A 24216-nucleotide genomic window follows, 5' to 3' on the forward strand; every position below is an offset into this window, starting at 1 on the left:
AGATGGAGCATAAGCCGATTAAAAATTAAAATAGCGTAAGTCTCAATATTGACGATAACATGAATCAAGAGCAATTTAAAAATACCGTTTTCATCCATAAGGATAAGCTATTTCGCTTTGCGAAACGGATCTTGATTGATGATGACGAGGCTTTCGATGCGGTACAAAATGTGATGATGCGGTTGTGGCAATTAAAAGATCAGTTGCTTCAATACAAAAATATGGAAGCCTTCTGCATGCAGAGTGTGAAAAATGAAGCACTCAATCGTTTAAAAAGAGATAAGATCCGGGCGGATTTTGTTGAACAGCATCAGGTTGTTGCGATGACGGAACATACCGTTGGGAATACGAAAGAAATTATTCTGGAGATGATCAATTCTCTTCCCGAAAAACAACGGCTTGTTATGCATCTGCGCGATGTTGAGGATTATGATATCGATGAAATCGGTGAAGTATTGGAGATGGGGGAGTCAGCAGTCAGAGTTAATCTGATGCGTGCAAGACAGAAGGTAAAAGAACAATTGACAAGATTATTCGATTATGAAACCACGCGGATTTATTCAGGTAAAAAATAAACCCGATTGTTTCATCTTCTTTGAAAATAAGATATACAGTGATGAAAGATAAGAAATTAAAAGAATTGGAAGAGAAGTACTTTAATGGTCAGTCGTCATTAGAGGAAGAAAGAGCATTGAAGAACTCGGATAATGCTTTTTTTCAATCATTGAATCAGGAAAAAAATAAGACAATGGACTGGTCCTTTGAGGACTTCCAAAGTGAGATCAATGATGATAAGAAACGTATTGTGTGGTGGAATAATAGCTGGATAAAATATGCAGCAGCAGCCATGTTGGTAATGGCTATTGGAATTGCACTATTCCTAAATCAGGAATCAGCAATACAAGGACCTGTGCTCGCCAAAAAAGAAATGAGTGAGTCGAAGCCTGCCGATAAGAAGCTGCTTGACGATCAAAATATAGAAATAACAGTTCCCAAACTTAATGATGAGGTAAGTGCGGAGGACAGTGGAAAGGCGATGCGAACAGCAGAAACTTTTAAACGTCCAAAAGTAAAAAAACAGGCCAAAGATTGGATAGTGAAGAAAGAAGTCGTGACTGAAAGTTCGGAATTGACAACAGAAGAGTCCTACCGGGCAGATTATGTTGTTTTGAATGGGAAACCTGTCGCGAACGAACAGGAAGCTGTTGAACTGACCCTAAAATCTTTGGGCTTACTGGCAAATAATCTGGAAAATGGTGTAGATAAAGCAATGAATATAAAACAAATGTCAATAACGATTAACTAAAATAAAATGAAAGGTTTTTTAATAGCTTGCCTTCTACTTGTAGCAAGTATGGCAAATGCACAAATTTCAAAATTGGATAAACTTTTTGAACAATATCAAGGAAAGAAAGGTGTGACAACACTCAAAATCGGGGCGCCGATGTTCAAACTATTGGGTAATTTGAAAATAGACGATGAGGATATGCAGACAATTACACCACTACTTAAGAATGTTAAATCGTTGCGGATGCTGATTGTTGAGGATGGAGAAGATAAAGCTCTAACAGGTATTATTCGGGGGGCAGTGTCAAATTTAAAATATGAAGAACTTATGTCGCTCAATAGTGATGGGCAAGATATCAGGTTCATGGTGGAAAATATGTCCGCAAATGCCGATATCCTAAACAATCTGTTACTTACAATCAATGGAGATGGGCAAAACCTATTTATGATCCTGGACGGGGCTATACCGTTGAAAGATGTGACTAGCTTGGTCAACGAAGGGAATAATAAAGTGAATAAGAACAAAGGAGATAACAACAACAAAAAGTAGACAATTATGAAAAGATTACTAACCTTGTTGTGCCTAGTTGGCGTTCTTTTCACCATGCAGTCATGCATGATAAAAAAAGCGTCCAATATGGATTTCGTCAGCCGGTCCAATGTATCTGACGATGCTGAGATTGTTGCTATTAATTTACCGATGTGGTTAACAAAACCCTTTATGAAAAAAGCCTTAAAGGATGATAACGATGAAGATGCGCGTGCAATGGCCGAAATTGTAAAGAAATTGAAGAAGTTCAGAATGCTAACACTTTCAAATAATGATAAAACAAAGAATGCGCGTATTTTGGACGATTACCATAAGTTTTTAAAGAAAAATAAATTTGAGGAACTTCTGGTTATTAACACCGATGGCCAGGAAATTTCGCTAAATGCTCGTATTGATAAGAACAATGTCATTCAGCGGGTTTCTTTATTGGTCCATGATGATGAAGATGAAAGTGTATTTATGGATATCAAAGGTAAGTTTTCGTTGGATGAACTTATCGCCGGATTAAATAAGATGAAATCCAAAGATAAGAAGTTGGCAAACAAACTTTAATAAGTACGTTGATTCAAACCGAAACTTCCACTAACCTATAAAAAAAGCCCTCCAGTAATATACTAGAGGGCTTTTTTTAAAGTAGTTTGATTTTTATGCGCTAAAGACAATGTCCAACGCATCAAAAATATGTTTTTTTGCCAGGTCAAGATCCGCTGCTGTATGTGCATCAGAAACAAAACCTACTTCATAGCCTGAAGGGCCAAAATAAACGCCGCGATTTAACAACTCGCGGTGCATAATTTTATAAGATTCCATCGATTTAGGATCGATTTCACTCGCTTTTTTAATTTCTTGCTGTTCTGTAAATGCAAACCAAAAAATAGAAGCAACATGGAAAAGTTGAACTTTATATCCTTTCTCGGCAATATAAGTACGCATATCATCGACGAAAGCCTCTGTTTTGGCATTTAAATTTGTGTAGAAATCCTTTTGAGCCAAGATACCCAATGCAGCAATGCCGGCAGCCATAGCAACTGGATTTCCGGATAAAGTTCCTGCTTGGTAAACTGCACCATCAGGAGATATACAGGCCATCAATTCTTTTGAGGCTCCATAAGCACCGACAGGCATTCCGCCACCAATAATTTTACCGTAGGTAATAATATCAGGTTGTACATCATAGTAAGCTGAAGCACCTTCAAAACCAACACGGAATCCTGTGATCACTTCATCCATAATCAACATTGTACCATGTTCTTTGGTGATATTACGTAAGAAGTGAACATACTCCTTAGATTGCAACAATAAGCCATTGTTTGCAGGTATACCCTCAATGATAACTGCCGCAATCTGATCTTTAAACTCTGCAAAAGCAGCTTCTAAAGCTTGCTTATCGTTTAATTCGATAACAATGGTTTCGTCTGCAAATGCTTTAGGTACACCGGCCGAAGATGTCTCACCAAAGGTTACCAGGCCAGAACCAGCTTTTACCAAAAGAGAATCGGAGTGCCCATGATAACAGCCATCAAATTTGATGATCTTATCACGTTTCGTATAGCCTCTAGCCAAACGGATAGCAGACATTACAGCCTCGGTGCCAGAACTGACAAAGCGAATTTTCTCAATAAATCGATTGTTTTCGATAATCAACTCAGCTAGTTGGTTCTCCAACGCAGTAGGAGCGCCAAAACTTAAGCCTTTCCCGAGTTGTGCCGCTACTGCTTCACGAACTTGATCATTATTGTGCCCTAAAATTAGGGGACCCCATGAACAACAAAAATCGATGAATTCATTGCCGTCCGCATCCCAAAGATGCGCCTTATCGCCACGTTCAATAAATAATGGGGTACCATATACGGATTTGAAGGCCCTAACAGGAGAGTTTACGCCTCCAGGGAAATATTGTTTTGCTTTTTCAAATAGCTCAGCAGATTTTGCTCTTGAAATATCAGGTGCTTGCATAGTCTATGTATTTGAATGCGAAGTTATCTTTTTTTGAGAAGATAAGTCTCATAGAAACGTAAGGAATCCATAATAGCCTGATATTAGCTATTTAAATTGAGTAATAGTTTCCTTTTTTAGCAATTGTATTTTTTGTTTATTGACAAACAGGATAATCTCATTGGCCGATTTAATTTCAATCTCAAAAGCCGTCTTATTATCATTATATTTTCCAAAAAGGCTTGGACTAAAAAAGTACCCACTGAATTTTTTGCTATCTAATATTGCAAAATTGCCCACTTTTTGATGAACTGAAGTTGGGGGACTTTGATGGTTTGAATTTGAAAAGGTGAAAAAGGCGTCGCCATTCTTATTAAATATGATTGATTTCAATTTAGCGTTGGCCGCAATCCAATTGCCTTCTAAAAAGGAGTAAAATGTATGTTCATGTACGGAAGGAGCCGATAACAGGAAACTGCTGATTATAATACTTTTTAACATAATAAGGTGGATTATAATTTTCTGTTTGACCGCAATGTAATAAAAAGGTTTAAATAATATTTTAAAAAAAGCAGAAGCTCGGAAATGAATTCCCGAGCTTCTGTTAGTTATATTCCGATTATCGAAGATAGTTTGGAAGTTGTTAAATAAAACCTTTCTCCAATACTTCTTTGGAATGGTAGGATAAGATTGCAGTAGCGCCAGCACGTCTGAAGCTCAATAACGTTTCTAGAATGACACGTTCGTCTAACCAGCCGTTTTGAATAGCCGCCTTTAACATCGCATATTCTCCGCTGACATTATATACCGCAATTGGCAGATCGAAGTTGTCTGCAAGAAGTTTAACGATATCTAAGTAGGGAAGTCCTGGTTTTACCATCAGAAAATCTGCTCCTTCCTGTGCATCGAGCTGTGCTTCGATAAGCGCCTCTTTTGCATTGGCAGGATTCATCTGGTAGGTCTTTTTATCGCCATGCTTGGGCGCCGAGCCTAAGGCATCTCTAAAAGGACCATAATAGGCCGAAGCATATTTTGCCGTATAGGACATCAAAGAAACGTTTGTAAAACCATTATGGTCCAATAGCTCACGGATGTAACCGATGCGACCATCCATCATATCTGATGGAGCAATGATATCTGCACCTGATTGCGCATGTGCCAAAGCCATCTTGCCCAATACCTCTAATGTCTCATCGTTTAGGATCTCACCGTTTTCGACAATTCCATCGTGCCCATCACTGCTGTAAGGGTCCATAGCAACATCCGTTACGATACAAGCTTCCGGAAAATTTTTCTTTACAGCTGCAATCGCACGTAAGTATAAACTTCCATCACGGTAGCTTTCTGTAGCATATTTGTCTTTTAAGGACTCTTCAATGTTAGGGAAAAGATCAAATGAGCGTAAGCCCAACTTTAGGCAACTTTCCACTTCTTTCAATAGATTGTCTATTGAATAGCGATAGATGCCAGGCATCGATTTAACCTCAGTTTTTTGATTTTGCCCATCGACGATAAAAAGTGGGAAAATCAAATTTGACGCGTCTAAACGTGTCTCTTGAATCATGTCGCGAATCACGGCAGATTTACGATTTCTTCTCGGACGTTGTAACATTATATTAAGATTATTTATGATCTATGTTGTTTATTTCAAAGTCAGTGGAATCGTTTACCGACGTTGAAATACAAACTACTTTATACGATTCTAATACTCCAATCCAAAAACGGCTTCAGAAAGACCTATTTCATCTGGAGAATAAGGAAGTGTATAAGGGACATTCATCTCATCAAACTTTGCACCGGTAGAGCGGCCAATACAAATTACTTTCTGGCCCGGTTCCAACAGATTGTCCGCAAAATAAGCTTCCACGTTGCTTGGACTGGTAAAAACCAATACTTCCGCATTGGATGGATCTACATTTTCTTCTAAGACCGTTTCGTATACCGGTATATTGATGATTTTCGTCTCCGGGCTTAACGCTTTTTGGATTGTTTCCAAAGATTCTTTCGCACGTGGAATAAGCACGGTACCACCATTGGCCAATTCAGCAAATTTCTTCGCAATTTCCTCCATATTGATGCCCTCACTGTCGCCAGAGAAATCAGCAACGCGGTCATATTTACGCAAAATCTCTTCCGAGCCGCGGCCAATGACACCGATCTTGGTCTTTTTGCTCAAACGAGGCTCTAAATTGAAAAAGTGCTCAATACCATTTTTGCTTGAAAATATAATCCAGTCAACGTGTTTTAGGATAAAAGGATCCAGTTTATTGATAATAGGGAATATTTTGATTAAAGAACGGCCCTCAATAGTAATATTATGCTTGCCCATTGCTCTTGCGAAATAGGAATTTTCGTCTACCTCCCGGGAGATAAATACAGATTGTGGAAGCTTTCTATCCTTTGCATACTTATTGAAAATTCGCTCCGCTAAACGTGTCGCATCGGTATCTCTAAGGTAAACACGATCAGGGAAATCTTCACTTGTTTCAGCAATAGAGGCCCAAGCTTCGTATTCATCGCCGCTTTTGCGGCAATAACAGCCAAGTGGCGCATGACAGCCGGCGTCAAATTTATTTAATACCAAACGTTCTACGGAGATTGTTTTTGCCACTTCTTCATTATTCAGGGGCTGTAAAGCTCCAAAAAGTTCCCTGTCAACCTCACGGATCTGAATAGCAAGTACCCCTTGCGCTGGTGCCGGAATAATTTCAACAGGAGGAATCTCCTCCACATGAAAATCTGTAATATCCATTTCAATACGGCTAATACCTGCTTTTGCAAGTACTATGGCATCATATTGCTCATCACGTAGTTTTTGGATTCTTGTCTGCAAATTACCACGGAGATCGTCAAATTCTAGATCAGGACGTAGTGCCGAGATCTGCGCTTTTCTACGGTTAGATGATGTTCCAACTGTCGCATTGTGCTTTAATGAAAGACGTTTTTTGATGTCTACACAATCTTTGTGGATAATCAATAATTCAGCTGGATCTTCGCGCTCAGAAACCGCTGCAATGATCAATCCTGGAGGATTGACCGTAGGTAAATCTTTGTGTGAGTGTACAGCTAAATCAATGGTCCCGCTTAAAAGCTCTTCCTCAAGCTCTTTAGTGAAAAATCCTTTGCCTTCTAATTTATCCAAACGAAGGTGTTGAATAATGTCACCTTGTGTTTTAATGACTTTTAATTCTGCTTCAATTCCGATTTCTGCCAATCGATCTTTTACAAAATTTGCCTGCCACATGGCAAGAACGCTTCCCCGGGTACCGATAATTAGTTTTCTATTCACGTTAATTTTACTTTACCTATTAAAACAATCACAAAGATGCTCCACCGGTAGCTACGTATTCAACTAGCACAGAATGTGTTTCAATTCAATTGAGCCCCGGAAAATGAACAATTTCGGAAAAATGTGTTTAATACCATTAATCAGAGCAAAAATAAATAAATAGAAGGAATATGTTGACACGTTACTGTCATTATATGTCAGGAAATAATTGATAAACCGAAATTTATGGGAAACAGTCAAAGGGTAGCTCCATGGGATGTGAGCAGAGCACATTCAGCGAGCAGAATAACCTTAGTACAAAACCTAGGGTGATAATAAAAAGTAGAAGGAAATCACTGCTCCAAGAGCAGGTTTAGTATTAGTTCTTTTCCGTTTCTGGAGTTTTAACCAAAATTTCTTTCGCCATAACCATTGGAACCTTGATGTATTTCTTTTCCATATAGTTGATGACTTTTTCCAAGACCTCTCTCGCTTCGGGGGTTAGGGCTTGAACCTCTTGGGCAAAAACCTCATTTAGAGCGAATGATTTAATTTCTTTAATCTTCTCAGGAACCTCACGCATAGCAACTTCTACGCGTCGCTGTTTGATTAAAGGTAAAAATTCTTGGATATTGTCCTGGATAATCTTTTCGGCACTCTCCAATTCATTATAACGCTCTTGGATGTTTTTCTCCGCAATAGCTTGTAAGCTGCTCACTTCGATATAATGAATCGGATTATTTTGGAGAACTTCAGCATCAACATCATTCGGAACGGCTAAGTCAATGATAATTTTCTTATCAGTTTCTCCGTTTAATAACGATTGGTAAAGTGTGTTGTCAATAATGGAGGTAGGCGCACCTGTACAAGTAATCAGAATATCAAAACCTTCTTTGTACTGATCAATATCAGCCAAGGGGTAAGCTTCAGCATTTAATTCTTCAGCTAGGGCCTTTGCATTCTCCACTGTGCGGTTGAAAATAACGAACTTAGCTTTTTGGTTCTTCTGAAAATATTTTGCTAAATTCTGATTGGTTTCTCCAGAACCAATGATGACGATCCTAGGGTTTTCAACCAGTTTTAATTCGCGTAATTTGCGATAGGCAAGAGAGACAACGGAAATTGGGTTTCTGGAAATTTTAGTATAGGTGTATACTTCTTTAGCAGTTTTTACGAGACGATCCATCATCAGACGTAGAAAATCTCCAGTAAAACCAGCTTCTCTACAACGATCATATGCCCGACGTACCTGCGCCAAAATTTCTTTTTCACCAACAACAAGACTTTCAAGTGAACATGACATCCGAAGCAGGTGATTTAAAGCATCCATACCCTCGTATTTGTTGACCTGTCCCAAGTAACATTGTAGTCTTTCCTGAGGTACACAGAAGTTTAATTTCCCCATAAAATCAGCAATGAATTCATGGGTCAATTCATGAGCACCATAAAATACAAACTCTACTCGGTTACAAGTACCAATATAAAAGATCTCTGGAATGTCTAGGCTATGCTTTAGATTGATGAGGCGACTTTCTAAATCCTCATTGCAGATTACTAGATTACCTAGATCTTTTAGTTCGACATGTTTATGAGTAAACGCTAATACTTTAAGATTTTTCAAAGCTCTAATCCCTCGCTTATATTTAACGGTACAAATGTAGCTTAAAAGCTTTGTGCTTGTGTCAAAAATCTGTCAAAGGGATTAATTTAGAAAGATTTTAAATAGTTGTTTTTTCTATTTAATAATCTGTTTTATAATTACTTATGTTATAGATTGATGCTAAATGATTTTCGTCACGATACATCGTGACGAAAATTTTAAGCGATAAAATACGATAATCTATTCTTTAATACCCGTATTTGTGCTTGCAGAGTCGATGGTAACATCTTCCAATTCTTCCACATAAGGTTCTTCTTCAGAAGTAGTAGCTTCTTGAATTTCACTATCACTATATTGATAATAGCTGTCGAAGGTCTTGCTGCTTTTATTGTAAATTAATGCGTACTTGGAGTTTTTGTTCTTGACAATAATTCCATCGGCAGGAGCAGGTACTAACTTCATCTCGTCCATAAAAATTTTCTGTCCCTTTTTGAAGCTGTTAATGAGTGGCAGTTCGCTTGAATATTCCTTCCAGAATAAAATATCGCCTTTTGCCGATATGATCCAGATGGCACTACTCTGGTAGTCGTTCTTTTCTACTAGGAAAGCCATTTCTTTATTCCAACTGTCTGAATCGTTGCGATCTGTAAAGTTTCCATAGCAGAAAACAGATTTAGCCCGATCTTTTATCCGGGTAAACTTGTATATAGGTTTATCATCTACGGGCTCTAGGTAGCTATTGCCCATAAATATCTTTGTAATCCCCCTTCTGTAGCGTAATGGAATGTTGTCGTATTCCGGAAGAGTGAAGATTGCATTATTCCAATGTTGATAGTCTTCTAATGAACTCCATCCATCAGCATCTTCCAGGTCTTTGGGATCGGCATTGTCAAATCCGACGGCAGCCGTGGCGGCACTGTCTACCTGCAAGCCGTCGAAAGCTTGTCGCTGGCTATAATTGTAATACCCGCCACCCGCTAGAATAACCAATAGGACGGCGCCAATAATGATATATACCCTTTTCTTTTTATTTGGCTGTGCGGGTTGTTCTGCAGCGATTTCTTCAACTTCTCTTTTCATGTTTATTGTTCGGCTTAATGCTAAAAATTATACTCATCTCTTTTAAACAAGAGAAAAATAAGGTTTAAATGACTGATATTCTTTTTGTTAGCTTTGTTTTTTATTTGTTCTAAGCGTTAATTGCGCTTAAAAATAGAATAATTTTTCAAAAAGTGAAATACAAGTTATATATGTGTCAATATTCAACTTATATTCGTAGCAGTTTTAAAGGAATTTGAATCATGATTATTATCAAAAAATACGTTGCCATCGTTGGACTAGTCATTTCTTTTTTGTCCAGCATGACGCCGTTCTTAAAAGTGCCTATTAAAGGAAATTGGAATTTATATCAGGTAGATGCCTATTTATTCTTTATTACATTACTTATTCTGGGGGTAACTGCCCTTTTATTTTTTGTTCGTGCAGTTCGAGCTTATCAATGGATGACTCGATTAGCCGCCTGTTGGTACCTGTTGAGTATAACAGCGGTCTGGTTTAAGATCAATAACTATTTCGGTTGGGGATTTGCCGATAAATTGCTTTCTAAATCCTTGCACATGCGCTGGGGCTGGGTTGTCTATTTGATTGGAATTTTAATGTTATTGTTGAGTACCAAGAAGGTTTCTGCGACAACTGAATAAAATAAAGCCGTTTGTCCAAATAAAACTTTCATGACTTCGCAGACACCAACAGCAATCAAAGCGGACTGGAGGTTCTTTCTGGCCAATAAGATCAAGCAGTTTCAGAAAAAAATAAGCTAGATGAAATTCATCTAGCTTATTTTTTATTTGGACGATGCGGTACGAAATGACTTTTTAGCTTGTCCAGTCCTAAATCCTCTTCAATCTTATCCAGTTCGTAAGACCATATTTTTTCATCCAAAATTTCGTTAAGGACTTTTGGATTAGTAAGATCTACAGGACGAACACGTTGTTCTCTGTTGATTGGTGAGGTCAGTTCCTGCAAACTGCCGCTATGACGTATGATCTGAAAACGGAAGGTAGGCCATTTACCAACATTTGCAAAGTTGCCTGTGTAAAACTGCATAGAGTCATGCGGTGGTATCTTATTACTGAAAATACCTTTCACTTTATTCGCTGTAGCTTCAGCGACGGATACCAGAAGCTCAAAACTCGTTTCATTGATGATGTGTAATTTGGCAAGTCCATCTTTGTGATCTCCCGAGATGGCCAAAAGTATTCCTTTTTCGATAAATCGATGTGGTGTCAGTGGTGTCGCATGTTGGTCAAGTTCATCATCTGCACGGCGCATATTACCGAAGACAAGGGTAATTTTATCCATGGGTACCGGAATCTCAAAACCAGTGTCGTCTGTAACGCCTACAATATCGTTGGGCTGCATGGATGTGATATGCCCCTCAATGGGTTCATCGACAAACCGTACTAAGTCGCCTATTCTAAATTTCATGTTTACTTTACTTTTGTGTCAATAATATATAGTAGCTTCTCAAGGTCCGCGTGGTCATTGTATAAATGAAATCCGACACGGATTCCCGAACCTCGGGGAAAGCATTTTATGCCCTCATCCAGGAGTGTTTGATAATTGTCTGGGTTGATCTGAATATTGAAAATATTACTCTGTGGACGTCTATTGATGATGCTGTCCAATAACAGTTTTCTGTCGGCAAGTTCTGTGCGGGCATCTTCGATCAATTTTTGGGTATAGGCCACAGTTTCGGCAAAGCCCCATTCCTCCAATTGAAGAAGAGACTGCTGTAGCGTTCCGTGCGATAGTGTGTCCAAATGCCCTGGTTCAAAACAGAGTTGTACCACAGATTTATTCATCCATTGATTGTTGAGGAAGCTGTAATTTTTTTGGATATCCGCATAAAGCATCGCTTTGAGTCTTTCACTTAAGAGGACAAAGCCATTACCAAAGCCAGCCATAAGCCATTTGTATCCACTTGATAATACGGCGTCAAAGCCAGAAAGTGCGAAATCAAAAAGATCTGTCCCTAAGTATTGGGTGCCGTCGCCTACAATCAACAACTCGGGATGCTGATGCTTTAATTCCTGTATGAAGGATAGATCTATTTTTAACCCCGAAATATATTGAACAATGGAAAGGATGAGAACATCTGGTTTGAATGTTGCTATTGTGTCCAATAAATTCGTTTCCAATTGTTCGTCCATCGTGACAAATTGGTGTTCAAAACCACTTAATATCGTCGGAAAATTAACGGAAGGATAATCATTATTCAGTAATAAAACCTTAGCTTGTTTTGGTAAACCTGCCAATAGCGCATTGAAGGCAAAGGAAAAACAACTTGATAAGAAGACATTTTGGGAAGGGCAATTGAAAAATTTACCGAGCGTATCCCGACAGGCATCTAAAGTTGCACCTTGCTGTTCACGTAAGGTGCTGTTCGCGTCGAAGAAATCTTGGTCTCTTTTGGCGCGCCAGGCCTTTGTTTCACGTGAAAGTAAGCCGGATCCTGGTGTGGTGAGGTAAGTTACCGCTGAAGCGATGTCAAAATGTTTACGATAGGGATTACTCATGTCTTTGGTCTTTTGTTAGTATTGCTAAATAATCTGTCAAGGAGAGGTATTCTCCGCCCATGCTTTCCAAATGATCCGTGTGAAATTGGCAATCAATTAAACGAAGTTCAATTTCTTGGGCGATGTAAATCAGAGCCGCTTTCGAAGCGTTGGCGACTTTTGAAAACATGCTTTCGCCACAAAAGACCCCATTGATTAACACGCCATAAAGCCCCCCAACCAGTATACCATCTTGCCAAACTTCCACCGAATGTGCATACCCCAGCTCCGCAAGTTTACTATATGCTTCGATCATGTCCTGTGTTATCCAGGTTCCAGTCTGATCTTTTCTATTCATAGTTGCGCAAAGCCGAATGACTTCTTTAAAGCTGCGGTCTATCGATAAGGAAAATGTTTTTTTCCGGAGAACACTCGCCATGCTCTTGCTGATCTTGATCTTGGACGGATCGATCACAAATCGGGGATTTGGGGCATACCAAAGTATCGGGCTATCATCACTGAACCAGGGGAAAATTCCGTTACTATAGGCCAGTAGCAAACGATCTACCGAAAGATCTCCACCTACGGCGAGTAAACCATCTTCTTCTGCATAGCTTGGGTGTGGAAACTCCAGTCTTTTCGTATCCAGTTCAAATACCATGGTTATTTAACATGCTGCGATAGATGGTACTATTCTGGTTGACGCGGTTCTTTGCCTATCTCTTCAAATAGTTTATCCATGTGTTCAACATATTCGTTGGTATCATCGAGGAAGAACTCCAATTGAGGAACAATCTTTACCTGGTTCTTAATTTTTGCACCCAGTTTGTAGCGTATTTCAGATGTTTTGGAACGAATGGCCTTAATATCCTCCTGTGCCGTTTTTGTGTTTAAAAAGCTCACGTAAACGCGGGCAATCGCTAAATCCGGCGTAACACGAACCCGTGTAACCGTAATAAATGCTCCAGGAGCCCATGAATTACCTTCGCGTTGAAATAATGCTGCTAAATCCTGTTGAATCACCCCAGCAAAACGTTGCTGTCTCTTGCTTTCTGTTCCCATCGTATACGTTTCTATGTTGAATATTCTCAATTATGTCAAACAAAAATAGCCAAAATTTCAATTAAAAGAGAAATTTGGCTCGACCTCTTATCGCTTACTTGACAAAAAATATACAATAAACCATCGATTGGTAGCGAACGGATTACAGCTTTGAAAACAATAAAATAAGCAGCACAAGAAAAAAGGCACATCTTGGTTTGACGTGCCTTTAAATTTCGATTCACAATTGGTTAGGTAATTTCTTTCAAGTTTTAAGACTTTGGGGTCTATCATATTTGGTTTGAAATTTCGGTGTATTTAAAGCGGTAAGTATTTACTAACCTTACCATCTTTTATTTTTTCATCTCCCTTACACTACAAACATAGGAATACTTAAAAAACTGACAAAATAACTTTTAAAAATAAAGTGAGTGGTTACTTATAATGTGTGTTTATCGCGATTTAACAAACTTTTAACATTTAATTTTTTTTGTAACGGCCCTTTTTTTTCACGAGATTTTTTGTTTTTCATCAAATTGTCCGAGCAAAATGTATGCAATCTTTGCATTGATATAACCATTTGCAATTGGTATTTTTGTAAAAATTGTATGTGATAGAATTATCAGGAGCTTCAATCAACGCTAAACCGACCAAAGGCTTTTGATAATAACGGGATCAAAAAGAAATTATACGAATGAAAATCTGGCAAAAAAATATAGATGTCGATTCTTTTGTAGAATCGTTTACGGTGGGCAATGACCGCGTAATGGACCTGCAACTTGCTGCTGCGGATGTTTTGGGTTCATTGGCCCATACACGCATGTTGAATAGCATAAATCTGATGACCGATGAGGATCTAGTGCTTGTACAAAAAGAACTGAAAAATATCTATAAAGAAATTTTAGCCGGTGACTTTCGTATTGAGGACTCGGTAGAAGATGTGCATTCACAGGTCGAAATGCTGCTTACACAGCGTATTGGAGAGGCAGGTAAGAAAATTCACTCCGGCAGATCCCGTAATGACCAGGTTTTGGTCGATCTAAAATTATACTTCCGCTCAGAGATTCAGCATATCATCCAGAATACAGAAGCTCTTTTTAATGAATTGATCCAACTCAGCGAGCGATATAAGCATATTCTGATTCCGGGATACACGCACTTGCAGATTGCAATGCCTTCATCTTTTGGATTATGGTTTGGTGCTTACGCAGAAAGCCTTGTTGATGATCTGGAGATGATGCGTGCCGCCTGGAAGGTCTGTAATAAGAATCCTTTAGGATCTGCTGCAGGCTATGGATCATCTTTTCCATTAAATAGAACGATGACGACGCAATTGCTGGGATTTGAAGACCTAAATTACAATGTGGTTTATGCACAGATGGGGAGAGGAAAGACCGAACGTATCTTGGCACAGGGCATGAGTTCCATCGCGGCGACATTGGCCAAATTTGCAATGGACGTATGTCTGTATATTAATCAAAATTTTGGCTTTATCTCCTTTCCGGCACATTTAACGACGGGATCGAGCATCATGCCGCATAAAAAGAATCCAGATGTCTTTGAGTTGATCCGTTCACGCTGTAATAAGATACAGGCATTGCCAAATGAAATTGCGTTGATGACTACCAACCTGCCGTCTGGTTATCATAGAGATCTTCAATTGTTAAAGGAAAATTTATTCCCGGCTTTTAAATCGCTGAATGAATGTCTTGAAATAGCAACTTTCATGTTGGAAAACATTTCCGTTAAAGAGAATATCTTGGACGATCCAAAATACGATTATTTGTTCTCTGTTGAAGTCGTGAACAACGAGGTTCTGAAAGGGGTTCCTTTCCGGGAGGCCTACAGGACTATCGGCATTGATATCGATGAAGGCCGTTTCAAGCCATCAAAAGAGGTAAACCATACGCACGAAGGAAGCATTGGAAATCTATGCAATGATCAGATTCAACGTATGTTCGGAGAGGTCAAAGCAACTTTTGGTTTTGAAAAAGTCGAATCAGCATTGGATGATCTTTTAAAATAAAAAATGTGCTGTGACCCTACAAAGGAAACAGCACATCAACATAAAACGGCCGGTAAGCACATGCTTACCGGCCGTTTTCTTTTCTTATTTTTTTATAGAGAACTTAAAATGTGTCTCGGAGTCGAACGATTCGCCCGCTTTTAACAGGGTTGAAGGAAATTCCGCCTGATTGGGCGTATCCGGAAAATGCTGTGTTTCCAGACAAAATCCGGCATAAGGCAAATATTTATAACCTCTTTTGCCAAAATCATTTCCCGTCATCCAGTTTGCTGTATAGAGCTGTACACCAGGCTCCGTTGTAAAAACATCCAGCTGAATGCCTGTGTTTTTTGAATAGACTGTTGCACAAGGCTGCGAAATAGGCTGGTTGTTGACATAACAATGGTCATAGCCTTTGGCAGCGATCAATTGTTCGTTATTTGCAGTAATATCTTGAACAATAGGTTTGGGTATGCGGAAGTCGAAGGCGGTGCCCTCCACAGGTACTATTGCATTTGGTATCTGGTTGTCGTCTACAAATAAGACCTCATCTGAGTTGATCTGAAGGATTTGCTGCAATACGTCGCCACTGCCTTCCCCATCCAGATTGAAGTACGTATGATTGGTCAAGTTGACGTGCGTATCGGCATCCGATTGCGCATGATATTTGATAATGATCTCGTTATTTCTGGTCAGGGTATAAGAAACCATAACTTTTAAGTTTCCTGGGAAGCCCTCTTCACCATCTGGGGAAACATAATAAAATTCGACGTGCGATTGATAAGTTACCCTTCTGTCCCAAACCTTATCATGAAAGCCCGAAATACCACCATGAAGACAATTATTGCCATTGTTTTGCGGAAGCGTATAGTGTTTTCCGTCGATTTCAAATTTACCCGCAGCAATGCGATTGGCGAAACGCCCTGCTGTGCATCCATGGTATTTCTCATCAGAATCTAGGTAGGCCTGAATTGAATCGAAGCCCAGTGCTACATCCACTAAATTTCCCTTGTTATCAGGTACCAAAATACTGACAATACGTGCACCGTAATCCGTTAAGAGTACCTGCATCCCTCCTTCGTTTTTTAATAAGAGCAAATGCGTGTTTTTGCCTTCGATTGTACCTTCAAAATGTTTTGGAATAAGTGTTTGATATTTCGTCATGATGGATCCCTATTGGTATTTAGGTTAAAGATACAGAATATAACCTGTATAAAAATGACTTTGATAACAGCTGTTTGTAAAATTTGTCATTTTGAAATGCAATCATGGATACTGTTGCAATAATGACTCCTGAATAGGTGAATAACAGGAGTAAAATATAGCGATATGCGGACAGTCATTCGGATAATTTCCGAAGCTGTATCCTATGATTATAATTGTATTTAAAGGCAAATTTATCTAAGTTTGCGCTATGTCTGAAAAAATGAATTGGAAAGATTTGCTCTCTGCAAAGCGCTGGGGTTACGAAGATCGGAGCGTAGATAGTTACCTTGTGGCCCGGTCGGAATTTCAACGGGATTATGATCGTTTGATCTTTTCATCCCCATTTCGGAGATTACAGAATAAGACGCAGGTTTTTCCACTTCCTGGTGCTGTATTCGTGCACAATAGATTGACACATAGTTTAGAAGTTGCCAGTGTGGGACGCTCTTTGGGGCGTATGTTTTATGCGCAGCTGAAAGAGGAAAATCCAAACCTGGATAATGATTACCCCTTTCTGCAAGAAGTCGGAAATATTATCTCGGCGGCATGTCTTTCACATGACTTGGGCAACCCAGCCTTTGGCCACTCGGGTGAATCCGCCATATCTACGTATTTCACAGATGGAGATGGACGTAAATACCAAGAGCAGGTCACAGCCGAAGAATGGGCAGATCTGACCCACTTTGAAGGAAATGCAAATGCCCTGCGGATTTTGACGCATGCCTTCCAGGGCAAGGATCCCAAAGGTTTTGCATTGACCTATACTTCGCTGGCTTCCATTGTAAAATACCCCTGTTTGGCAATTGATGGCCACCTTAAGAAGAGCCATCACCGCAAGAAATATGGCTTTTTTACAGAAGAACAAAAGGCGTTTGAGAAGGTTGCCAATGAATTGGGACTATTAAAAGATCCCTCTAATCCAAAGGGCTATCTGAGACATCCCCTGGTTTATCTCGTGGAGGCTGCAGATGATATCTGTTACAATATTATTGACTTAGAAGATGCTCATCATCTTAAAATATTGTCCTATCAGGAAGTCGAAGAATTACTATTGCCACTATGTGGTAAAGAAAATCTTCGTGACAGACTCGATGGATTGCTGGATACCCCAAGCCGCGTAGCATTGTTACGTGCCAAAGCGATCAATACCTTGATTAAAGGATGTGTTGATGTCTTTGTACGTGAGCAGGACAAGTTTCTGTCAGGAACTTTCGCATCAGCGTTGATGGATGCCCTAGATGAAGATATTGTTACACAAATGAACAAAATCTCGAAGATTTCCATTGCAAAAATCTATAATGCACCCACAGTTGTACAGATTGAGATTGCTGGCTACCGGGTGATGGATGCCCTATTGAAAGAATTTGTTCCGGCATACCTGAAGAAGAACAAGAACAATTACGATAAAAAGCTAGTTGCGTTAATTCCTGAACAATTTTATACGGACAAACAAGATTCGTATTCGAAAATTCGTTGTGTATTGGATTTTGTTTCAGGTATGACTGATGTTTATGCGATAGAGCTGTATCGTAAAATCAAAGGAATAACGATACCATCCATAGAATAGGGACGTTTAAGGTAAAGGGTTAAAACATCAATATTAAATTGAGACTAGCTGTAATACCCTCGGGCATTACAGCTAGTCTCGGATCGAAAATCTAACATCTCATATCTAAAATGAAGGTTGTAATTGCTGAAAAGCCCTCCGTGGCGCGTGATCTAGCTCGAGTGATGGGGGCGAAGGAAGTCAAAGACGGTTATATCGCCGGCAATGGCTATGCTTTTACGTATGCTTTTGGTCATTTGGTTCAACTCTGTACGCCACAGGCTTACGGATACAATTCGTGGACAATCTCGAACTTGCCGATCATTCCACCAACATTTAAGCTGGAGTCGAAGAAGGTGAAACGTGATGGCAAGCAGATGGATGATAGCGGAGCAGTTAAGCAACTCAACACCATAAAATCCCTTTTAGAACAGGCCGAAGAAATCATTGTGGCTACCGATGCTGGACGGGAAGGGGAGTTGATCTTTCGTAATATATACTATTTTTTGGGTTCTAAAGTTCCTTTTAAACGTCTTTGGATATCGAGTCAAACAGATAAGGCCATTAAAGAAGGATTTGCCAATCTGAAAGCAGGTGCGGAATACGATAGCCTATATATGTCTGCCCGCTCACGTTCGGAATCAGATTGGCTCATCGGTATCAATGCGACGCAGGCCATCACCTTGGCGGCGGGAAATAAAGGATTACTTTCTTTGGGCCGTGTACAGACGCCAACTTTGGCCATGATTTGTTCACGCTATCTGGAAAACAAAGATTTTAAACCCCAGGCATTTTATAAAATCCAGGCCGGGTTTGAAAAAGACAATATCAGTTTTAAGGCAACCTCCAATAAGATCGATAAAAAGGATGTTGCCGAGCAAACCATTGCGCGATTGACCGTTGGTTCCAATGCCCGTGTGGCAAAGGTGGAAGCCAAAGAAACAAAAGAACAGCCACCCTTGCTATTTGATTTGACATCGCTGCAACAGGATGCAAATAAAAAATATGGTTATTCGGCAGATCAGACACTGAGTATTGCGCAAACACTTTACGAAAAGAAGGTCATCACTTATCCGCGTACGGGCTCCCGTTACATCGGTGAGGATGTTTTTGAAGAAATTGGCGCACTTTTTCAACATTTAGCAGATACCGCAGATGAATCCATCGCGTCTATTGCAAAAAATCTGATCGGCGCAAAATTGAACAAACGTTCTGTCGATGACAAAAAGGTAACTGATCACCATGCCTTGTTGGTGACGGATGAAAAGCCGGGGCCCATGCTCAAAGAGCAACAGAACGTTTACAATATGATTGCCAAGCGTATGGTGGAAAGTTTCTCGGAAGTTTGTATAAAAGATATTACCACCGTGACAATTGATGCGCAGGGAGTTGAACTTATCGCCAAAGGTACTGTGATCAAGCAATACGGCTGGCGTCTTTCCGCGGAGCAGATCGAAGCGCCTGATGAAGATAAAAACAATGACGATCAGGATAACGAAAATGCGCAATTACCGAAGCTATTAGCCGAGGAATTATTGCAGATTCTGACCCTCGAACTTGCCGAACGTTTTACCAAAGCAAGACCCATACATACCGAAGCTTCGTTATTGAAGGCCATGGAAACCTCGGGAAAGGAAATTGAAGACGATGAGATGCGACAGGCTATGAAGGACTGTGGACTTGGTACACCTGCTACGCGTGCTGCAACCATCGAAACACTTTTCCAACGTGATTATATTAAGCGCGACAAGAAAAAACTGATTCCAACGGAAAAGGGGCTTGCGGTATACAATCTTGTAAAAGATCGTTCCATTGCCAAAGTAACTTTGACCGGTAAATGGGAGCAGAAGCTGGAGGAAATGCGGGCCAATAAGGTGTCTTATGATGTTTTTATGAAACATATTAAGGACTATACGGCCAAAATCACAAAAGAATTGTTGACACTGCGGATTTCTCTCGCACAAGAGGAAGTTAAACCTCAACAAAAAGGAAAGATAAAATGTCCGAAATGTGAGAAGGGATTGATTTTGCTCTACGATAAAGTGGCCCAGTGCGACCATTATGCCCGTGGATGTGATTTTAAGATCTGGCGGACATTAAATGGTATCTTTCTGGACGAAAAAGAGATGAAGAACCTGCTGGAGAAAGGAAAAACCTCCGAGTTTAAAGGCGTAAAAAATAACGAGGGCGCTATTGTCACTGCGCCGCTTGTATTTGAAAATTTCAAGGTTAACGTGGGATAATGGTTTACCCCACGTATTTATCTTTTCGGTTTTTATCCCCGCTGCAAAATATCCTGCAAAGCAGTTGAAATCGTTGGAAACTTGAAGGTAAATCCACTGTTCTCCAACCTTTCAGGTAATACCCAACGGCTTTTTAAAAGCAGCTCTGTCTCCGTGCCAATTAAAGCCGCACCTATTTCCAGTAGCCATTTTGGAGATGGTAGGCCAATTTTACGGTTCATTACCTGTCGAAAAGTTGCCATAAAAGTCTTATTCGTAATCGGGTTGGGTGCCGCACAATTTATGATACCGGCGATGTCATCACGACCCTGTAAGAATAAAATGATTTGAAATAGATCTTCAATATGAATCCAGCTAAAATATTGCTGACCATTTCCCTGTATTCCACCGAGGCCAGTACGAACGAGGTTTTTAAAAGGAAGGATGACCCCTCCATCTGCGCCCAAAACTATCGCCATCCGAAGCGCCACCTGTCTTGTCTTTTCCGATTTGAAGTCGAAAAAGGTTTTTTCCCATAATGTTGCAACATCAACGGAAAAACCTGTTCCGATCTCCCCCGAATTTTCTGTCATTGGACGATCTTCGGCGTGACGATAGATGGTGGCGGTACTCGCGTTTAGCCATAGCTTTGGTGGATTGGTACAGCCTGCTGTGAGCTCGCCGTGAAGCGTAGTCGTTGCTGTTCGTGAGGAAAATATTTCGGCCTTATTTTTTTCGTTATACCGACAGTTGACAGATTTTCCGGCTAGATTGATTAGCATCGCTGCATTTTCCAGTGAATCGGAAATAGCGGATCGATCGGTCCAAAGGATATTGCCCGGCCGACGGCCAATGATGATCACCTGATAGCCTAATGTACGAAATCTCTCGGAAAGATATTGTCCAACAAAACCTGTTCCTCCAGCGATGACTATTTTATTCATGGCAAGTGTATTTACAGTCTGTTTTAATTATGCATTGAAGGTTGTATCCATGTTTCTTCGTTGTTTTGCAATCCGTTTGCCTCTAAAGAAGAGAAACATATTAAGAAAGAGCATTACACCAAGATATATGCTAAATCCACCGATTTTATAACTCAGGCGCTCAATAAGTTCCTGAATGCTCGGCTTGTACAGGCTGATTTCAAGTATGTAGAGTGCAAATCCCAAATTCATGAGGTAGAATCCAATGCGAAATAAATTATTCGTCGCATGGGCTACCTCCGGCCTACCGGCAAAGATATCATTCATGTAAACAATGCTATTTTTAAAAAGCACGTAGGCAACATAATAGGTTAATCCTATTGCAATGGGTAAGTAGATAAAGTACCCGATAACTGTTAAATTTCCCATGATATTAATGTTTAATGGTTAATGAATTCTTTTTTTTTGCGAAGAAGTAAATACTGAGCATATTGAAGTAATGTAACCCAACAAGGACAAAAAGTAATCGTCCTGTTTTAAAGGCAATGCTGCAGATCATTTCATCAAATGATTCAATTTGTCGCCAATAACTAAATTGCAGGATTGCATAGCCGATGTTGAGTAGGTAATATCCAAGCAGCAATAGATTATTTGTCGTATCTGCCAAGTTGACCTCCTGGCGGAAAAGCGATAGGATGAAAATCCGGCCATTTTTATGGAATAACCGACCGACCCAAAGAATAATATAACAGGTGAGCAGGCCGTAGATTGCGTACGCTAGGATATTGAAGTTCATGACGCTACATCATTAGTTTGATCAATTTGATTAATAAATCTCCACCGCTTGTATTGAAAATCTTGTTGGCAATAGTTTCGAGTTGATCCGTCAGATTTTGGATGTCCTTTACCGTTTTATGGAACTCCTTACCTTCTGCAGTCTGGTCCTTTTCGGTATTCTGGCTTATATCCTTTAGAATATCCATTACGGGGTCAAGCTCTTTCTGCTTACGCATCACTGCAATTTTCATCGCCCATTTTAAGACCTCTTTCTCTGCGACGAAATATTCCTTTCGATCACCAGCAATATGTTTTTTGTAGACAATACCATAATCGATCAATTGCCGGATACTCATATTGGCATTCCCGCGGGAGATCACTAACTTTTCCATAATCTCATCTGTAGACATGGGATTGCTTGCAGAAAGGAGTAGGGCATGAACCTGAGCAACAGATTTGTTGATCCCCCATTCAGAACCTAATGCGCCCCAGGTGTCTATGAACTGTTGTTTTGCTTCTTGTAATTCCATCGTGCTTTTATTTTGCCAATACCTCAATTTATTTTTATCGGACTATTGAACCGATCGGCTTTCCCATCCTTTTTGTGATTGCCTATATCAAAGGTATTTAAAGTTTTTGAATTTTCAATAATTTCTGAAAATAAAATAAGTTTAAGAATGCAAGTCACCATATCGTAATAAGAATTTGCTTTTCTTGCGGACTTTTCGATTTGTTTTAACTTTGCCAGCATTATGGCGACAACTTTGTATAATCCATTCAAACAATTTCAGTTTGATTCAGATATTTGTTTTTTAACAGGGAATAAGCTTCAGTCGGAAGAAGAATCCATTCAGGTGTTTCCTGTATGGATGATGAAATCTTTTCAATTGGAAGATAAACCTTTTAAAATGCTGGATGAGAATCTGGTTACTTACAAATCGTTGAAACTACCGTGTTCCATGGCTGCAGCCGAAGCTATTGAGCAAATGGAGCGTGCGGTAGAACAGTCGTTTGAACAAGGCTATGAAGCCGTCAAACAGCTGGATCCATTACTATTGTTTCAATGGATGACAAAAATCATCTATGGGGTGGTTTTTAATGAAATTCTTGCGGGAATTCAGCAGCAAAAAGCTTCTGGTGAAGATATGAACTTTTCTCAGGCGCTTGCACAGCGTTTTACGAATCTACATGCGATGTTACAGTCTCTGGTTGTACCGATGGAGTTTGAAAATACATTCCCATTTTCATTGGTTGTTGTACCTGTTGAGAATGCACCGGATACATTTATGTATCGTGATGAAATCAATACATTGATCTTCTCGATCCGTATGAAGGACTTTGCTGTAGTTGCCTGTCTTCAAGATAATGCGACAAACAATATTTATCACGAAGATATTCTCAAAGTCATTGCGGGCAAAACATTACACCCGATCCAGTTTGAAGAATTGTGTGCACGCTATTTTTATTCAGCCTACTTATTTAATCGTCTGCCAGATTATACCTATCTAAACACCCCGCAAAAAGTCTATGTTGAACCTATGCCATTAGCGGATATGTCGATGAAACCTATCTTTGATCATTGGCAAAATAAGACTTATGGCCAAGTTTTGGAAAATTTTTGGAAACCTTGGGGATTGACTTTATTCGAGATTATTAAAAATCCGGAGCATCCGATCAGTTTTCTTGTTGATGAAACAGGGGCGTTTAATGCAGAGGTTGCTATGCCGCTCAATTAGTCCGGAGGATTTAAAGCAATAAATTATCTTATACAAGCGTTAAATGGTACGATTATGGATAGGATAGATTATGTATTTAACGGGATTTAAGACTTTTTTTTCAATTCTACTTTTTATGGTATTGTGTACTTCTGCAAGTGCACAAGTGATTGCTAAACGGGATATTCCTGCAGACAGTATTGCACAGCACGTTGATGATTTTCCCTATTTCAAGGGCGGGGTGGTGGCCTGGTCCAGATTTTTGCAAAATAACCTGGATTTGTCGGGAACAATCAGGGCAATGGACAGTGTGGCCTATGCAAAATATGGATCTCGGCAGACGGCAATGCTGAAATTTATTGTTTGTGAAGATGGAGCGATCTGTAATATTGAAATCGAGAATCCCGATAAAGTGAGTCCCGAGTTTGCAAAGGCTGTGTTGTCTGCTATGCGCAGATCGCCACAATGGATGCCGGGACAGGTCAAAGGAAAACCAGTTAAAACAAGATTTAGACAGCCTGTAGTAGCTGTAATTGAATAAATTTGAATAGAAAATAATCGCTAAAATTTTCACCATTTATAAG

General features: G+C 39.7%; 25 protein-coding genes. 10 read left to right on the forward strand and 15 right to left on the reverse strand.

The features are described from left to right. The first annotated feature begins 59 nt into the window (after positions 1-59). From CBM24_RS02680 to CBM24_RS02695, 4 genes are read left to right on the forward strand one after another with little or no spacing between them, the layout of a single operon-like run. On the forward strand, positions 60-575 hold the full coding sequence (locus CBM24_RS02680; RefSeq protein WP_088160118.1) for an RNA polymerase sigma factor: 516 nt from the start codon (positions 60-62) through the stop codon (positions 573-575). Between the two features lie 41 nt (positions 576-616). Further along, positions 617-1306, forward strand: a complete 690-nt coding sequence (locus CBM24_RS02685; protein WP_088160119.1) for a hypothetical protein — start codon at positions 617-619, stop codon at positions 1304-1306. Between the two features lie 6 nt (positions 1307-1312). Further along, positions 1313-1837 (forward strand): DUF4252 domain-containing protein, encoded by a 525-nt coding sequence (locus tag CBM24_RS02690; protein ID WP_088160120.1) that lies wholly within the window; start codon positions 1313-1315, stop codon positions 1835-1837. A 6-nt stretch (positions 1838-1843) separates the two neighbouring features. Next, positions 1844-2389, forward strand: coding sequence for a DUF4252 domain-containing protein (locus CBM24_RS02695; protein ID WP_088160121.1), 546 nt, complete (start codon positions 1844-1846; stop codon positions 2387-2389). Positions 2390-2482: 93 nt separating this feature from the next. Here CBM24_RS02695 and hemL read toward each other — a convergent pair whose 3' ends face one another. From hemL to CBM24_RS02725, 6 genes are all read right to left on the reverse strand, one after another. Then, on the reverse strand, positions 2483-3793 hold the full coding sequence (hemL, locus tag CBM24_RS02700) for a glutamate-1-semialdehyde 2,1-aminomutase (protein WP_088160122.1): 1311 nt from the start codon (positions 3791-3793) through the stop codon (positions 2483-2485). Between the two features lie 87 nt (positions 3794-3880). Next, positions 3881-4273 carry a hypothetical protein gene (locus tag CBM24_RS02705; protein ID WP_088160123.1) on the reverse strand — a complete coding sequence of 131 codons (393 nt, stop codon included), beginning with the start codon at positions 4271-4273 and terminating at the stop codon, positions 3881-3883. A gap of 142 nt (positions 4274-4415) precedes the next feature. Continuing rightward, positions 4416-5384, reverse strand: coding sequence for a porphobilinogen synthase (hemB, locus tag CBM24_RS02710; RefSeq protein ID WP_070561999.1), 969 nt, complete (start codon positions 5382-5384; stop codon positions 4416-4418). Positions 5385-5474: 90 nt separating this feature from the next. Beyond that, positions 5475-7061 carry a hydroxymethylbilane synthase gene (gene hemC, locus CBM24_RS02715; protein WP_088160124.1) on the reverse strand — a complete coding sequence of 529 codons (1587 nt, stop codon included), beginning with the start codon at positions 7059-7061 and terminating at the stop codon, positions 5475-5477. A 358-nt stretch (positions 7062-7419) separates the two neighbouring features. Continuing rightward, complete coding sequence (gene hemA / locus CBM24_RS02720; RefSeq protein WP_075990921.1) at positions 7420-8661, reverse strand: glutamyl-tRNA reductase; 1242 nt, start codon at positions 8659-8661, stop codon at positions 7420-7422. Positions 8662-8880: 219 nt separating this feature from the next. Continuing rightward, a complete protein-coding gene (locus tag CBM24_RS02725) occupies positions 8881-9720 on the reverse strand; it encodes a hypothetical protein (RefSeq protein WP_075990922.1) in 840 nt (279 codons plus the stop codon). A 221-nt stretch (positions 9721-9941) separates the two neighbouring features. Here CBM24_RS02725 and CBM24_RS02730 point away from each other — a divergent pair, with 221 nt between their 5' ends. Further along, a complete protein-coding gene (locus CBM24_RS02730; RefSeq protein WP_088160125.1) occupies positions 9942-10340 on the forward strand; it encodes a hypothetical protein in 399 nt (132 codons plus the stop codon). 136 nt (positions 10341-10476) lie between these two features. On the opposite strand, the gene CBM24_RS02735 is transcribed toward CBM24_RS02730, so the two are convergent. Genes CBM24_RS02735 through rbfA form a run of 4 tightly spaced genes read right to left on the reverse strand, consistent with a single transcriptional unit; the run spans position 10477 to position 13259 of the window. After that, positions 10477-11127: a hypothetical protein gene (locus CBM24_RS02735; protein WP_088160126.1), complete on the reverse strand. Its 651-nt coding sequence runs from the start codon at positions 11125-11127 to the stop codon at positions 10477-10479. Between the two features lie 2 nt (positions 11128-11129). Continuing rightward, positions 11130-12218, reverse strand: a complete 1089-nt coding sequence (locus CBM24_RS02740; RefSeq protein ID WP_088160127.1) for an aminotransferase class V-fold PLP-dependent enzyme — start codon at positions 12216-12218, stop codon at positions 11130-11132. After that, positions 12211-12858, reverse strand: a complete 648-nt coding sequence (gene aat, locus CBM24_RS02745; RefSeq protein WP_088160128.1) for a leucyl/phenylalanyl-tRNA--protein transferase — start codon at positions 12856-12858, stop codon at positions 12211-12213. Before aat ends, CBM24_RS02740 begins: the two co-directional genes overlap by 8 nt. Positions 12859-12887: 29 nt before the next feature. Next, on the reverse strand, positions 12888-13259 hold the full coding sequence (rbfA, locus tag CBM24_RS02750; RefSeq protein ID WP_088160129.1) for a 30S ribosome-binding factor RbfA: 372 nt from the start codon (positions 13257-13259) through the stop codon (positions 12888-12890). Positions 13260-13932: 673 nt separating this feature from the next. On the opposite strand from rbfA, the gene argH reads away from it, so the two are divergent. Beyond that, entirely contained in the window at positions 13933-15264 is a 1332-nt protein-coding gene (gene argH, locus CBM24_RS02755) for an argininosuccinate lyase (protein ID WP_075990928.1), read from the forward strand. Positions 15265-15348: 84 nt separating this feature from the next. On the opposite strand, the gene CBM24_RS02760 is transcribed toward argH, so the two are convergent. Further along, positions 15349-16407 carry an aldose epimerase family protein gene (locus CBM24_RS02760; protein WP_075990929.1) on the reverse strand — a complete coding sequence of 353 codons (1059 nt, stop codon included), beginning with the start codon at positions 16405-16407 and terminating at the stop codon, positions 15349-15351. Positions 16408-16657: 250 nt separating this feature from the next. On the opposite strand from CBM24_RS02760, the gene CBM24_RS02765 reads away from it, so the two are divergent. Continuing rightward, on the forward strand, positions 16658-18016 hold the full coding sequence (locus CBM24_RS02765) for a deoxyguanosinetriphosphate triphosphohydrolase (RefSeq protein WP_075990930.1): 1359 nt from the start codon (positions 16658-16660) through the stop codon (positions 18014-18016). 110 nt (positions 18017-18126) lie between these two features. Next, on the forward strand, positions 18127-20238 hold the full coding sequence (locus CBM24_RS02770; RefSeq protein ID WP_088160130.1) for a type IA DNA topoisomerase: 2112 nt from the start codon (positions 18127-18129) through the stop codon (positions 20236-20238). A 32-nt stretch (positions 20239-20270) separates the two neighbouring features. On the opposite strand, the gene CBM24_RS02775 is transcribed toward CBM24_RS02770, so the two are convergent. The 4 genes from CBM24_RS02775 to CBM24_RS02790 are packed head-to-tail and all read right to left on the reverse strand — an operon-like array spanning position 20271 to position 22447. Further along, positions 20271-21161: a TIGR01777 family oxidoreductase gene (locus tag CBM24_RS02775; protein WP_088160131.1), complete on the reverse strand. Its 891-nt coding sequence runs from the start codon at positions 21159-21161 to the stop codon at positions 20271-20273. A 27-nt stretch (positions 21162-21188) separates the two neighbouring features. Beyond that, positions 21189-21569 carry a hypothetical protein gene (locus CBM24_RS02780; protein WP_075990933.1) on the reverse strand — a complete coding sequence of 127 codons (381 nt, stop codon included), beginning with the start codon at positions 21567-21569 and terminating at the stop codon, positions 21189-21191. Between the two features lie 4 nt (positions 21570-21573). Beyond that, positions 21574-21936, reverse strand: a complete 363-nt coding sequence (locus CBM24_RS02785) for a hypothetical protein (RefSeq protein ID WP_088160132.1) — start codon at positions 21934-21936, stop codon at positions 21574-21576. A gap of 4 nt (positions 21937-21940) precedes the next feature. After that, positions 21941-22447: a GbsR/MarR family transcriptional regulator gene (locus CBM24_RS02790; RefSeq protein ID WP_075990935.1), complete on the reverse strand. Its 507-nt coding sequence runs from the start codon at positions 22445-22447 to the stop codon at positions 21941-21943. Positions 22448-22669: 222 nt separating this feature from the next. Here CBM24_RS02790 and CBM24_RS02800 point away from each other — a divergent pair, with 222 nt between their 5' ends. Together CBM24_RS02800 and CBM24_RS02805 are read left to right on the forward strand one after the other, a co-directional pair. Further along, complete coding sequence (locus tag CBM24_RS02800; RefSeq protein ID WP_088160133.1) at positions 22670-23653, forward strand: hypothetical protein; 984 nt, start codon at positions 22670-22672, stop codon at positions 23651-23653. Positions 23654-23768: 115 nt separating this feature from the next. Further along, complete coding sequence (locus tag CBM24_RS02805; RefSeq protein ID WP_157698359.1) at positions 23769-24173, forward strand: energy transducer TonB; 405 nt, start codon at positions 23769-23771, stop codon at positions 24171-24173. Positions 24174-24216: the final 43 nt, after the last annotated feature.

This window comes from Sphingobacterium sp. G1-14 (assembly GCF_002196555.1).
GTDB classification, from domain to species: Bacteria; Bacteroidota; Bacteroidia; order Sphingobacteriales; family Sphingobacteriaceae; genus Sphingobacterium; species Sphingobacterium siyangense.